This is a genomic window from Mycolicibacterium sp. HS_4_1 (assembly GCF_054515875.1).
Window position 1 is genome coordinate 3178103 of the sequence record NZ_CM137261.1, and the last position, 13796, is coordinate 3191898.

The window sequence follows — 13796 nt, forward strand, 5'->3', positions numbered from 1 at the left end:
CCGGTCCGAAATGCTTTGCGCCACAATCAAACAACGAAAGGGCCAGCCGTGAGCTCGTCGGGAAACCCGGAATCAACCACCGCTACCGCCCAGATCGGGGTCACCGGCCTGGCCGTCATGGGCTCGAACATCGCCCGTAACTTCGCCCGCCACGGCTACACCGTCGCACTTCACAACCGATCGGTCGCCAAGACCGACACCCTGATCGCCGAGCACGGCGCCGAGGGCAAGTTCGTCCGCAGCGAGACCATCGCCGAATTCCTGGACGCGCTGGAGAAGCCGCGCCGGGTGCTGATCATGGTCAAGGCCGGCGATCCGACCGACGCCGTCATCAACGAGCTGGCCGACGCCATGGAGCCCGGCGACATCATCATCGACGGCGGCAACGCGCTGTACACCGACACCATCCGCCGTGAGAAGGCCATCCGCGAACGCGGCCTGCACTTCGTCGGCGCGGGCATCTCCGGCGGCGAGGAAGGCGCGCTCAACGGCCCGTCGATCATGCCGGGTGGGCCGGCCGAGTCCTACACCTCGCTCGGACCGCTGCTCGAGGAGATCTCGGCACATGTCGACGGCGTGCCCTGCTGCACGCACATCGGTCCCGACGGTGCGGGCCACTTCGTCAAGATGGTGCACAACGGCATCGAGTACTCCGACATGCAGCTCATCGGCGAGGCCTACCAGCTGCTGCGCGACGGCCTGGGCATGGCAGCCGGCCAGATCTCCGACGTCTTCGCCGAGTGGAACAAGGGCGACCTGGACAGCTACCTGATCGAGATCACCGCCGAAGTGCTCAAGCAGGTCGACGCCAAGACCGGCAAGCCGCTGGTCGACGTCATCGTCGACGAGGCCGAGCAGAAGGGCACCGGCCGCTGGACCGTGAAGTCCGCGCTCGACCTCGGCATCCCGATCACGGGCATCGCCGAAGCGGTGTTCGCCCGCGCCCTGTCCGGCTCGGTGCCCCAACGCCGCGCGACCGTCGGCATGGCCTCGGGCCACCTCGGCGAGAAGCCCAGCGACGCCACCAAGTTCATCGAAGACGTTCGGCAGGCGCTGTACGCCTCGAAGATCGTCGCGTATGCCCAGGGGTTCAACCAGATCGAGGCCGGCAGCGCCGAGTACGGCTGGAACGTCACGCCCGGCGACCTGGCGACCATCTGGCGGGGCGGCTGCATCATCCGCGCCAAGTTCCTCAACCGCATCAAGGACGCCTTCGACGCCGAACCCGAGCTCGCGACCCTGCTGGCCGCACCGTACTTCCGCACCGCGGTCGAGTCGGCCATCGACAGCTGGCGCCGTGTCGTCGTGACGGCCACGGAGCTCGGCATCCCGATCCCCGGCTTCGCCTCGTCGCTGTCCTACTACGACGCACTACGCACCGAACGGCTGCCCGCCGCCCTGACCCAGGGCCTACGCGACTTCTTCGGTGCCCACACCTATGGCCGCACCGACGCACCCGAAGGCAAGAAGTTCCACACCCTCTGGAGCGGCGACCGCACCGAGGTCGAGGCGTAGCCCGTTAGGCTAGTGGCGTGCAGTTTCTCGACGGCCACCAGCCCCCGTACGACCTGACCTACAACGACGTCTTCGTCGTACCGGGACGTTCACAACTGATCTCCCGCTTCGACGTCGATCTGACCACAACCGACGGCACGGGCACCACCATCCCCATCGTGGTGGCCAACATGACGGCGGTCGCCGGCCGCCGGATGGCCGAGACGGTGGCGCGCCGCGGCGGCATCGTCGTACTGCCGCAGGACCTGCCCATCGACGCGGTCCGGGGCACCGTCGAGTTCGTGAAGAGCCGGGACCTGGTGGTCGACACCCCGGTGGTGCTGGCCCCCGACGACTCGGTCTCCGATGCCCTCGCCCTGCTGCACAAGCGGGCCCATGGCGCCGCCGTGGTTCTTCGGGAGGGGCGCCCGCTCGGCCTGGTCACCGAGTCCGGCTGTGCCGGTGTGGACCGGTTCGCACGGGTCCGTGACGTCGCAACCACAGACTTCGTGTCCGCACCCGCGGGTACCGAGCCGCGCAAGGTGTTCGACCTGTTGGAGCACTCCCCGACCGGCGTTGCGGTCCTGACCAACGCCGACGGTTCGCTGGCCGGTGTGCTGACCCGCACGGGCGCCATCCGCACCGGCATCTACACCCCCGCGGTCGACGCACAGGGCCGGCTCCGGATCGCGGCCGCGGTCGGCATCAACGGCGACGTCGCCGCCAAGGCCCGGGCGCTGGCCGAAGCGGGTGTCGACGTCCTCGTCATCGACACCGCGCATGGGCACCAGTCCAAGATGCTCGACGCACTGTCCGCGGTGGCCGCGCTGAACCTCGGCCTGCCGCTGGCGGCCGGCAACGTGGTGTCGGCCGCCGGCACGCGGGACCTGATCAACGCGGGTGCCTCCATCGTCAAGGTCGGCGTCGGCCCCGGCGCCATGTGCACCACGCGCATGATGACCGGGGTGGGCCGCCCGCAGTTCTCCGCCGTCGTCGAATGTGCAGCGGCAGCAAGGGAACTCGGTGGCCACGTCTGGGCAGACGGCGGGGTGCGGCACCCACGTGACGTGGCACTGGCACTTGCCGCGGGCGCCTCGAACGTCATGATCGGATCCTGGTTCGCCGGCACGTACGAGTCGCCCGGCGACCTCCTGATCGACCGTGAGGGCCGCGTCTACAAGGAGAGCTTCGGCATGGCGTCCAAGCGCGCGGTGGCTGCCCGCACAGTCGGCGACGGTGCCTTCGACCGCGCCCGCAAGGCCCTGTTCGAGGAGGGCATCTCCTCGTCGAAGATGGAGCTGGACCCCGTGCGTGGCGGGGTAGAGGACCTGCTGGATCACATCACCTCCGGTGTCCGCAGCACCTGCACCTACGTCGGCGCGGCAAACCTGGCCGAGCTGCACGAAAAGGTGGTACTCGGCGTGCAGTCAGCCGCGGGATTCGCCGAAGGACACCCGCTGCCGACCGGTTGGTGAGCAGGTCCGACGCGGCCGACCAGCTACCATTGCCGTACAGCCGCCGATCGGAGTGAGCATCGGTCGGCCGTCGATATCGATTCAGCGAAAGGGAGCACGTGCCGCAGGCACCCGGTGGGACGTTGACCGTCCCGAGCCAGGCGGGAGCGTGCCAGGCCGATCACGCGCTCCCCGAGCCGGGCCCCGAGTCCGTCGACTCCGAACCTCCCAGTAGCCGGCCGGGCCGTCAGCCCGGCGCCCCGAGCGGTGGTGCACGATGAGCACTGCGCTCACCATCGCGAGCCTGGCCGCGTTCATCCTGCTGACCTTCGGAACGGCGGTCTTCGTCGCCGCCGAGTTCTCGCTGACCGCGCTGGAACGCAGCACAGTCGACGCCAACGCCCGTGACGGCGGCGGTCGCGACCGCATCATCCGCACCGCGCACCGCAATCTGTCCTTCCAGCTGTCCGGCGCGCAGATCGGCATCTCGATCACCACGCTGATCACCGGTTACCTGGCCGAACCCGTGGTGGCGCGGCTGTTGCGCGCCCCCCTGCACGCCGTCGGCCTGCCTGAACGGTTCACCGAACCGCTGGCCTTGACCCTGGCTCTGCTGATCGCCACCTCCGTGTCGATGGTGTTCGGCGAGCTGGTACCCAAGAACCTCGCCGTGGCGCGGCCGGTGCCGACCGCGCGTGCGACCGTGCCGCTCCAGTGGTTCTTCTCACTGGTGTTCTCCCCCGTGATCAAGCTGACCAACGGCACCGCCAACTGGGTGCTGCGCCGGCTCGGGGTCGAGCCCGCCGAGGAACTCCGGTCGGCCCGGTCTGCGCGGGAACTGCTGGCGCTGGTACGGAACTCGGCGGAAAGCGGGTCGCTGGACCCGCAGACCGCCGAATTGATCGACCGCTCGCTGCAGTTCGGTGGCCGCACCGCCGAGGAGCTCATGACGCCGCGGTCCATGATCGAGTCGCTGGAGGTCACCGACACCGTCGCCGACCTCATCGAGACGGCCATCCGCACCGGCTTCTCACGCTTTCCGATCGTTGCCGGCGACCTCGACGAGACCGTCGGCATCGTGCACGTCAAACAGGTCTTCGCAATACCTGTCGAGTTGCGGGCCAGCACCCGGCTGGCGCAACTGGCGCGGCCCGTCCCGACCGTGCCGTCGACCCTCGACGGTGACGCGGTGATGAGCCAGATCCGGGCCAACGGTGTCCAGACCGCCCTCGTGGTCGACGAATACGGCGGTACCGCCGGCATGGTCACCGTCGAAGACCTCATCGAGGAGATCGTCGGCGACGTCCGCGACGAACACGACGACGCCACCCCCGACGTCGTCGAGGTGCGCAACGGCTGGCTCGTGTCCGGTCTGATGCGGATCGACGAGGTGGACACCGAAACCCCGTTCCGTGCGCCCGAAGGCGACTACGAGACCATCGGCGGCCTGGTGCTCAAGGAGCTCGGGCACATCCCGGACGTCGGCGACACCGTCGTGCTGACCGAGTTCGACCCGGACAACCCCGAGCTGGACCCCGTGCGCTGGAAGGCCACGGTGATCCGGATGGACGGCCGGCGCATCGACCAGCTCGAGCTCACCCAGCTGGGCCCGGACGAATCGGGAGCCCGCGATGAATGACGTCCTCGGAATCCTGCTGACCATGGTGCTGCTGGGCGCCAACGCCTTCTTCGTCAGCGCCGAGTTCGCGCTGATCTCGGCGCGACGCGACCGGCTGCAGGCGCTGGCAGAACAGGGCAAGCGCAGCGCCGTCACCGTCCTGCGGGCCGGTGAGCGGCTGTCGATGATGCTGGCCGGCGCCCAGCTAGGCATCACCATCTGCTCGATCCTGCTGGGCCGCATCGGCGAACCGGCCGTCGCACACCTGCTCCGTGAACCCTTCGATGCGCTCGGCGTGCCTGCCACCGTGCTGCACACCGTGGCATTCGCCGTTTCCTTGGTCGTCGTGGTGACGATGCACGTGCTGCTGGGCGAGATGGTGCCGAAGAACATCGCCATCGCCGGGCCGGAGAAGGCCGCGATGCTGCTGATCCCGCCGTACCTGGTCTATATGAGCGTCGCCCGGCCGTTCGTCATCTTCTACAACTGGTGCGCCAACAGCACGCTGCGACTGCTCGGGGTGGAGCCGAAGGACGAACTCGACGTCACGGTGTCGTCGGTCGAACTGTCCGAGATGCTGACCGAGTCCCTGTCGGAGGGATTGCTCGACGCCGAGGAACACGTGCGCCTGACCCGCGCACTCGACATCCGGACGCGGACGGTCAAGGACGTCGCGATACCGCTGCAGAACATCCGCGCGGTGCCCATCGCCGCGCCGGGTACCGGTCCCACGGTGGGTGCGGTGGCCGAGGCGTTGCGCGACACCGGCTACTCGCGGTTCCCGGTCACCGACGCGCACAGCGCCTACCTCGGCTACCTGCACATCAAGGATGTGCTGCCGTGCATAGACGACAACGACGCCGTGCTGGACCGGTCCATGGTGCGCCCGCTGCCCATGGTCGCCTCGACGCTGCCGGTCGCCGACGCGCTGTCGTGGCTGCGCCGCAACAACAGTCACCTGTCGCTGGTGACCACCGATGGTTACGTCACCGCGATGGTGGCACTGGAGGACCTCGTGGAGGACCTGGTCGGCGTGGTGCGTGACGGCACCCACCGTGTCTGAGACGGTGTGTGCACCGCTCGAGGTCCTGGACGAGAGCGACTGGGCACCGCGCGAACAGCGCTACCTGGACCGTGTCGACGCCTTCCTGGCGCCGCATGAGCGACGGATGCGGGCCGGCGAACCGCACCCGGTGTGGGACTTCCTGTTCACGTACTACAGCCTCAAGCCGCGCCAGTTGCGGCGCTGGCATCCGGGTTTCGGCCGCGCCCTGACCGGAGCCGGCGCGCTCCGGTTCACCGACCGGGCCGGTTACGGCCGCCGCGACGACGCGGTGACCGTCACGGACGACTACCTGGCCGGCCGTCGGGAGACCGTCGCGTTCGTCGCCGACCTGTTGGCTGCGACGGCGAGCCGCCCGGCCCGGCTGAACTGTTTCGGCCTGCACGAATGGGCCATGGTGTACCGCGCTCATGAGGTGCGGCACACCCAGGTGCCGCTGCGCCTGAGCACCGCGGACACCGATACGGTGGTCGAGTCGATGCCGCTGCGGTGCACGCATTTCGATGCCTACCGGTTCTTCACCGCGGCGGCCGTACCGCGCAACGGAGAAACCCTCAGCCGACACGCCCAGGTGGCCACCGAGCAGCCGGGCTGTGTGCACGCAAATATGGACTTGTACAAATGGAGTTACAAGCTCGGACCTTTGCTGGAGTCGAATCTTTTGATGGATTGCCTTGACCTCGCGACGGACGCACGCGTCCTCGACATGCAGGCCAGCCCGTACGACCTGAGTGAATACGGCGTCGAGCCGATCACCATCGAGGACCCCGCGGGCCGTGCCGAGTATGTGCGCCGCCAGCAGGACATCGCCAATCTCGCTGTGCCGCTGCGGGAATCGCTGCTGTCCGAGTGCCTGAAGCTGCTGCAACACGACACCGACGGAGGCATGCCGTGACGGCCGGCACCGCGCTTCGGGTCGCCGCCGCTGCGCTGGTGGCCGTGATGGCCATCGCCGGCTGCTCTGACGACCGGCCCGGCCACAGCGCGCAGCGCAACGGGCAGGTGTTGCCGGGTGACTACAGCGGCGCCGGGCCCGGCACGCTGGTCGCCGCGCAGCCGCTGACCACCGTCGACCCCGAGCTGGCCGGCCTGACCGCGATCTCGGCGCGCATCACCTACGTCTCCACGTCGGGCATCAACGACAGCCACCCCAAGGTGACGGGCTCGGTGTTCCTGCCCAAGGGCAAGCCCCCCGACGGCGGCTGGCGCATCATCGCGCTGGCCAACCCGGGCAGCGGCATCCAGTCCGACTGCGCCCCGTCGGCCTCCCCCAGTCTGCTGGGCCTGCTGCCGACGGTGCGGCTCATGGTCGGCGCCGGCTACCTGGTGGCGATCACCGACTACCAGGGCATCGGGCTCAATGAGACCTACCACCCGTACCTGGACTCGACGACCGAGGGCTTCAACCTGATCGACCTGGCCCGGGCGACGCGCAAACTGGTCCCGGACGCGTCCACCAACTGGGTCGCGGTGGGCACCGGACAAGGTGGCCAGGCCGCGTGGGCGGCCGCCGAACTGGCCACCGACTACGGCGGCGGTCTGCGCCCGCAAGGGGCGGTTGCGCTGGCCCCGACCGCGGCGCTGGAATGGCTGGCCGATGCCTCGGCCGAGGGGAACCTGAGCCACGACCAGCAACTCATGCTGCAGCAGTACCTGGCCGTGATGCCGCAGGCCTACCCCGGATTCCCGATCGAGGACTACCGGCGCGGCGCGGCGCGCGACCACTGGGCGACGCTGTCATCGTGCCGGGGCCCAGCGGTGGCCGACCGGACCGCGGTGCTGGATTCGCTCGGACCGCACGACCTCGGGCCGACGACCCCGGCAGCCACCGACGCGCTGCGCGGCTACCTGCGTAAGACCACGCTTCCGCAAGCTCCGGCGGCCGCGCCGCTGCTCATCACGCCCGGGCCGCCCGACGGGCTGGTGCCGCCCGAACAGACCGCCGCCGCTGTCGAGCGGGCATGTGCCATGGGCGACGTGATCGACTACGTCCAGCCCGACGAAGCCGACGCGCTGGGCTGGATCACCGACCGATTCAACGGCGTTCCGGCGCCCAACACCTGCGGCGGCGCCTCGACGTCCGCGACACCGACGTCGACGGCCAGCTCGTCGAGGGACCAATCCGACAGCGAGCCGTCGACCTCGGAGACCGAACAGGTGACCGCCACCACCGAGCGGCCCGCGTCCCCGCCGCCGCCGGCGGACTCCGGAGACGCCGGATGAACATCGGCCTCCTCGGCGGCTGGCTACCCATGCTCATTCAGGCGGTGACGGTGGTGGCGCTGGTGTTCGCCGTCGGCCGGCGGTCGCCCGGCTGGTTCCGGCGCTGGCTGCCGGTGGCGGTCGGCACCGGCGTCGTCCTCGCGCTGGCGTGTGGTTGGTTCATCTCCGACCAAGGGCTTGCCGGCGGCCCGGCACCGGTATCGCTGTGGGTATGGATCGCCCTGACCGGGGTCGCCCTCGTGGTCGCGATCGCGGGGTGGCCCGGGCTGCACTGGTGGCGCCGCGCCCTGTCCGTCGCGGTGGTGCCCTTGTGCGTGGTCTGCGCGGGCCTGGCGGTGAACACCTGGACGGGTTACCTGCCGACCGTCGAGGCCCTGTGGCAGCGGGCCACCGGCGCCGAGTTGCGCGGCCAGGTCGACCTGGACACCGCGCTTGCCATGCGCGGGCGCGGCGAGCGGCCACAGCACGGCCTGCTGGTGCCGGTGCAGATTCCGACCGGCGCGTCAGGCTTCCGTGCTCGCCCCGAGCTGGTCTACCTGCCACCGGCGTGGTTCGCCCCCGACGCGCCGCAGTTTCCGGTGGTGGTGATGGTGGGCGGCGAGTTCGGCTGGCCGGCCGACTGGCCCACTGCGGGCGGCGCCAAGCGCACGGCCGACGAATTCGCCGCTGCCCATGGCGGCAACGCACCGATCCTGGTGTTCGTCGACACCAGCGGCCAGTTCAGCAACGACACCGAGTGCGTCAACGGACCCCGCGGTATGGCCGCCGATCATCTCACCAAAGACGTTGTGCCATTTGTCACTTCGACGTTCTCAGCGAATCCCGATCCGTCGCGCTGGGGCATCGTCGGCTGGTCCGCCGGTGGCACGTGCGCGGTGATGACCACGGTGATGCACCCCGAGCTGTTCCAGACCTTCGTCGACATGGACGGCCAGGTCGGGCCCAACGCCGGTTCACAGCCCCAGACCATCGCGCGGTTGTTCGGCGGCGACGCGGCGGCGTTCGCCCACTTCGATCCGGCAACCGTGGTGCGGGGGCACGGGCCGTACTCCGGCGTGGCCGGCTGGTTCGCGGTGTCCGAGAGCGGGCCGGTGGTCCATCAGGCGGGCCAGGCCGGCCCGGCGCCCGATATGGACCCACCGGCGAATCCGGAGAGCCACACCGCCGTCGCCACCTACATGTGCGCCGTGGTCAGTGCCGCCGGTATCGAGTGCTCGGTGGTCCCGCACAGCGGTGACCACACGTTCCCCAGTGCCGCAGAGGTATTCGCGAAGGCCCTGCCGTGGCTGGCCGGACGGCTGTTCACCCCCGGCGTCCCGGTGATCGGTTTGCCGGGCTCGGCGCCACAATGAGGGTGTGACCGGGTTCTCATTGGCCGACACGCCGGTGAGCTGCGGTTACCCACGGGTAAAGTGGATGGTCGCCGTGTGGGCTGCTTAGGAGGAAGAAGAATATGACTGATCGTGTGACGGTGGGAAATCTGCGGGTGGCCCGCGTACTGCACGACTTCATCACCAACGAGGCTCTGCCCGGCACCGGGGTCGATCCGGACAGCTTCTGGGCGGGGGTCGACAAGGTCGTCACCGACCTGACCCCGAAGAACCAGGATCTGCTGGCCCGCCGTGACGACCTGCAGGCGCAGATCGACAAGTGGCACCGCGCCCGGGTCATCGACCCCGTGGACACCGACGAGTTCAAGACCTCATACCAGGAGTTCCTCGCCGAGATCGGCTACCTACAGCCCGAACCGGCGGAGTTCTGCATCACCACCTCGGGCGTCGACCCGGAGATCACCAGCACCGCGGGTCCGCAGCTGGTGGTGCCGATCCTGAACGCCCGGTTCGCGCTCAACGCGGCCAACGCCCGCTGGGGCTCGCTGTACGACGCGCTGTACGGCACGGACGTCATCTCCGACGAGGGCGGCGCCGAGGCCGGCAAGGGTGGCTACAACAAGGTGCGCGGCGACAAGGTGATCGCCTATGCCCGTAACTTCCTGGACCAGGCCGTCCCGCTGGCTGCCGGCTCCTGGGCCGACATCTCCGGTCTGAAGATCGATGACGAGCACCAGCTGCAGGCCGAGCTCGGTGACGGGCTGAGCACCGGACTCGCCAACCCCGAGGCGTTCGTCGGCTACACCGGCAAACTCGGCGATTCGGCGTGGTCGGTGCTGCTGGTCCACCACGGCCTGCACATCGAAATCCTGGTCGACCCCGCCTCGCCGGTCGGCTCGACCGACAAGGCCGGCATCAAGGACGTCGTGCTGGAGTCCGCGATCACCACGATCATGGACTTCGAGGACTCGGTCGCGGCCGTCGACGCCGACGACAAGGTGCTGGGTTACCGCAACTGGCTGGGCCTGAACAAGGGCGACCTGTCCGAAGAAGTCAGCAAGGGCGGCAAGACCTTCACCCGCACGCTGAACCCGGACCGGGTCTTCACCACCCCTGACGGCGAGGGCGAACTCGTGCTGCCCGGCCGCAGCCTGCTGTTCGTGCGCAATGTCGGCCACCTGATGACCAATGACGCCATTGTTACGGTCGGCGACGGCGGCGAAGTCACAGAAATCCCCGAAGGCATCCAGGACGCACTGTTCACCGGCCTCATCGCCATGCACGGCCTGAAGTCGACGGAGGAGAACGGCAAGCTGACCAACAGCCGCACCGGCTCCATCTACATCGTGAAGCCGAAGATGCACGGCCCCGAAGAGGTCGCGTTCACCTGCGAGCTCTTCAGCCGCGTCGAGGACGTCCTCGGCCTGCCCGAAGCCACCCTCAAGGTCGGCATCATGGACGAGGAACGCCGCACCACGGTCAACCTCAATGCCTGCATCAAGGCTGCCGCCGACCGCGTGGTGTTCATCAACACCGGCTTCCTGGACCGCACCGGCGACGAGATCCACACCTCGATGGAAGCCGGCCCCATGGTCCGCAAGGGCGCCATGAAGAGCCAGACCTGGATCAAGGCCTACGAGGACGCCAACGTCGACGCCGGTCTGGCCGACGGCCTGGCCGGACGTGCCCAGATCGGTAAGGGCATGTGGGCCATGACCGATCTGATGGCCGAGATGGTCAAGCAGAAGATCTCCCAGCCACAGGCCGGCGCCACCACCGCGTGGGTGCCGTCGCCCACCGGCGCCACCCTGCACGCCATGCACTACCACCAGGTCGACGTGCGTGAGGTGCAGGAAGAGCTGGCCGGCAAGAAGCGCACCACCCGCGCCGAACTGCTGACCATCCCGCTGGCCAAGGAACTGGCCTGGGCGCCTGAGGAGATCCACGAAGAGGTCGACAACAACTGCCAGTCGATCCTCGGCTACGTGGTGCGCTGGATCGACCAGGGTGTCGGCTGCTCGAAGGTGCCGGACATCCACAACATCGCCCTCATGGAGGACCGCGCGACGCTGCGCATCTCCAGCCAGCTGCTGGCCAACTGGCTGCGGCACGGCGTCATCACCGAGGACGACGTCAAAGCGAGCCTGCGCCGCATGGCGGCAGTGGTCGACGAGCAGAACGCCGGCGATCCCGCATACCTGCCGATGGCTCCGGACCCTGACGGCAGCATTGCCTTCCAGGCCGCGCAGGAGCTGATTCTGGAAGGTTGCAGCCAGCCCAACGGCTACACCGAGCCGATCCTGCATCGGCGCCGGCGGGAGTTCAAGGCCGCACACGCCGGTTCGTGAACGGTTAACTCCCCCATCATCGTTGATTAAAATTCGGCGGGCCCACGTCTCACGACGCGGGTCCGCCGATTGCACGCCGACACCAGGAGCAGACACCAATGGGTAGGCACAGAGCTCCCGACGACGAATCAAACGCCGATGAATCACGCGACGACGAAACATCACACTTTGACGCGTTGTCGCCGGATATTCCGGAAGCCGACGACTCCGCCACCGGCGCGCCGGGTTTCCGGGTTCCGGATGACTGGGCCGAGATGCACGGGATGCCGCCCGCCCCTAGGCAGCCCGCCGCCACGCCGCCCGCCGGTACCAGCGATCGATACGAGACCGAAGAGCCTGACTATGCCGAGTCACCCGCCGGCTACCCAGGCGACGATGACCAGCCCGATCTCACCGGGGCCGACAGCATCACCCAGGCCTTCCCGTCCGTCCCGCGCCGGGCTTCTGTTCGTGCGCACGGCGGCGAATGGGAGGGTGGCGAATGGACCGGCAGCCACCGGGCCATCCAGACCAAACGCCGCGGCGTCAGCGTCGGGGTCATCGCAGCGCTCGTGACCGTCGTGGTCGTGGTCGCCGCCGTGATCCTCTGGCGGTTCTTCGGCAGCGTGCTGTCCGACCGCAGCCGGGAAGCCTCGGCACGCTGCGTGTCCGGCTCGGTCAGCGTGCCCGTGCTGGCCGATCCGTCGATCTCCGATCAGCTGAACTCACTGGCGGGTAAGTACAACCAGACCGCCGCACCCATCGGCGACAAGTGCGTCAAGGTCGAGGTCAAGGCGACCGATCCGACCTCCGTCGTCGACGGAATGGCCAACAAGTGGCCGTCGAACCTGGGACCGCGCCCGGCGCTGTGGATTCCGGCCAGCTCGGTGTCGGCGGCCCGGCTGATCGCCGGTGCCGGCGATCAGGTGGTCAGCGGTGAAGCGAAGTCGCTGGCCACCTCACCCGTCCTGTTGGCTGTCCGGCCGCAACTGAAAGACGCGCTGGCCCAGCAGAATTGGGGCACGTTGCCTGCGCTCCAGACGACGCCGACGGCATTGGACGGCCTGAGCCTGCCCGGCTGGGGTTCGCTGCGGCTGGCCCTGCCGACCGTCGAGAACAGTGACGCGGCCTACCTGGCGGCCGAGGCCATCGCCTCCGCTGCGGCGGGTGGTGCACCGGCCAACGCCGGTGCGGGCGCCGTGCACCGCTTGATGGCCGCACAGCCCAAGCTCACGGACTCAAAGGCCTCGACGGCGCTCGATGCGCTGATCTCGGCGAGCGACCCGGCCACCGCGCCGGTGCACGCCGTTGTCACCACCGAGCAGCAGCTCTACCAGCGGTCACAGCACACCGACAACGCCAAGGGCAAGCTGGCGGCCTGGCTACCACCGGGCGCACCGGCGGTCGCCGACTACCCGGCCGTGTTGCTCGAGGGCGAGGGCCTGTCGCACGAGGAGATCACGGCGGCAAGCGAATTCGAACACTTCCTGCGCAAGCCCGAACAGCTGGCCGAGTTGTCCAAGGCCGGCTTCCGCGTCAGCGGCGGCACCCCACCGAAGAACGACGTGCTGAACCTCGGCTCGCTGCCCGACGCACTCTCGATCGGTGATACCGGCACGCGCGCCACGCTGGCCAACGCCGTCGGCGGTACCTCGAGGGGCGCCGCCGTGACGATCATGCTGGACCAGTCGATGCCGACCACCGACGGCGCCAAGACCCGGCTCGGCAATGTGACCGCGGCGCTGATGGACCGGGTCAAGGCGATGTCGCCGAACAGCTCGGTGGGGCTGTGGACGTTCGACGGCGTGTCCGGCCGCACCGAGATTCCGGTCGCCCCGCTCAGCGACCAGTCGCATTCGGCGCAGCTGATCTCGAACCTGAACAACCAGAGCTCGTCGGGCGGCGGTCACGTCTCGTTCACGACCATGCGCATGCTCTACGGCGACGCGATGTCGAAATACGTCGACGGACAGGCCAATTCGATCCTGTTGATCACCTCGGGCCCGCACACCGACCAGTCGCTGGACGGTCAGGGCCTGCAGGACTACATCAAGTCGGCGTTCGACCCGGGCCGCCCGGTGGCCATCAATGTCATCGATATCGGGACCGATTCGGACGGCTCGACCTGGCAGGCCGTCTCGCAGCTGACCGGCGGCACGTTCACCAGCGTGCCCACGTCCGCGGCCCCCGAACTGGCCAACGCGGTGGCGGCAGCTCTTCCCTAACCGCGAGTGTGCGTGTCCACCCGCAACACGCCGCCTTGGATGTAGAAAAACGTCCCGCTCA

Annotated in this window: 9 protein-coding genes; all 9 read left to right on the forward strand. The window is 68.8% G+C overall.

Annotation, left to right across the window (positions count from 1 at the left end):
* Positions 1 to 117: 117 nt before the first annotated feature.
* The 9 genes from gndA to ACX12F_RS15280 all read left to right on the forward strand — a co-directional run bounded on the left by gndA (position 118) and on the right by ACX12F_RS15280 (position 13735).
* Entirely contained in the window at positions 118 to 1515 is a 1398-nt protein-coding gene (gene gndA / locus ACX12F_RS15240; protein WP_459370364.1) for an NADP-dependent phosphogluconate dehydrogenase, read from the forward strand.
* 17 nt (positions 1516 to 1532) lie between these two features.
* Complete coding sequence (locus ACX12F_RS15245; RefSeq protein ID WP_459365394.1) at positions 1533 to 2969, forward strand: GuaB1 family IMP dehydrogenase-related protein; 1437 nt, start codon at positions 1533 to 1535, stop codon at positions 2967 to 2969.
* 256 nt (positions 2970 to 3225) lie between these two features.
* Positions 3226 to 4587 (forward strand): hemolysin family protein, encoded by a 1362-nt coding sequence (locus ACX12F_RS15250; protein WP_459365395.1) that lies wholly within the window; start codon positions 3226 to 3228, stop codon positions 4585 to 4587.
* On the forward strand, positions 4580 to 5629 hold the full coding sequence (locus ACX12F_RS15255) for a hemolysin family protein (RefSeq protein ID WP_459365396.1): 1050 nt from the start codon (positions 4580 to 4582) through the stop codon (positions 5627 to 5629). Before ACX12F_RS15250 ends, ACX12F_RS15255 begins: the two co-directional genes overlap by 8 nt.
* On the forward strand, positions 5607 to 6524 hold the full coding sequence (locus ACX12F_RS15260; protein ID WP_459365397.1) for a 3-methyladenine DNA glycosylase: 918 nt from the start codon (positions 5607 to 5609) through the stop codon (positions 6522 to 6524). Before ACX12F_RS15255 ends, ACX12F_RS15260 begins: the two co-directional genes overlap by 23 nt.
* A complete protein-coding gene (locus ACX12F_RS15265; RefSeq protein WP_459365398.1) occupies positions 6521 to 7852 on the forward strand; it encodes a lipase in 1332 nt (443 codons plus the stop codon). Before ACX12F_RS15260 ends, ACX12F_RS15265 begins: the two co-directional genes overlap by 4 nt.
* Positions 7849 to 9204, forward strand: a complete 1356-nt coding sequence (locus ACX12F_RS15270) for an alpha/beta hydrolase (protein ID WP_459365399.1) — start codon at positions 7849 to 7851, stop codon at positions 9202 to 9204. Before ACX12F_RS15265 ends, ACX12F_RS15270 begins: the two co-directional genes overlap by 4 nt.
* A 101-nt stretch (positions 9205 to 9305) precedes the next feature.
* Positions 9306 to 11531, forward strand: coding sequence for a malate synthase G (locus ACX12F_RS15275; RefSeq protein WP_459365400.1), 2226 nt, complete (start codon positions 9306 to 9308; stop codon positions 11529 to 11531).
* A 98-nt stretch (positions 11532 to 11629) separates the two neighbouring features.
* On the forward strand, positions 11630 to 13735 hold the full coding sequence (locus ACX12F_RS15280) for a substrate-binding domain-containing protein (protein WP_459365401.1): 2106 nt from the start codon (positions 11630 to 11632) through the stop codon (positions 13733 to 13735).
* Positions 13736 to 13796 lie beyond the last annotated feature (61 nt).

Excerpts from the sequence above, each read along its gene's own strand:
- ACX12F_RS15275 (WP_459365400.1), top strand. The coding sequence starts at position 9,306 with ATGACTGATCGTGTGACGGTGGGAAATCTGCGGGTGGCCCGCGTACTG.
- gndA (WP_459370364.1), top strand. The coding sequence starts at position 118 with ATGGGCTCGAACATCGCCCGTAACTTCGCCCGCCACGGCTACACCGTC.
- ACX12F_RS15255 (WP_459365396.1), top strand. The coding sequence starts at position 4,580 with ATGAATGACGTCCTCGGAATCCTGCTGACCATGGTGCTGCTGGGCGCC.
- ACX12F_RS15250 (WP_459365395.1), top strand. The coding sequence starts at position 3,226 with ATGAGCACTGCGCTCACCATCGCGAGCCTGGCCGCGTTCATCCTGCTG.
- ACX12F_RS15270 (WP_459365399.1), top strand. The coding sequence starts at position 7,849 with ATGAACATCGGCCTCCTCGGCGGCTGGCTACCCATGCTCATTCAGGCG.
- ACX12F_RS15280 (WP_459365401.1), top strand. The coding sequence starts at position 11,630 with ATGGGTAGGCACAGAGCTCCCGACGACGAATCAAACGCCGATGAATCA.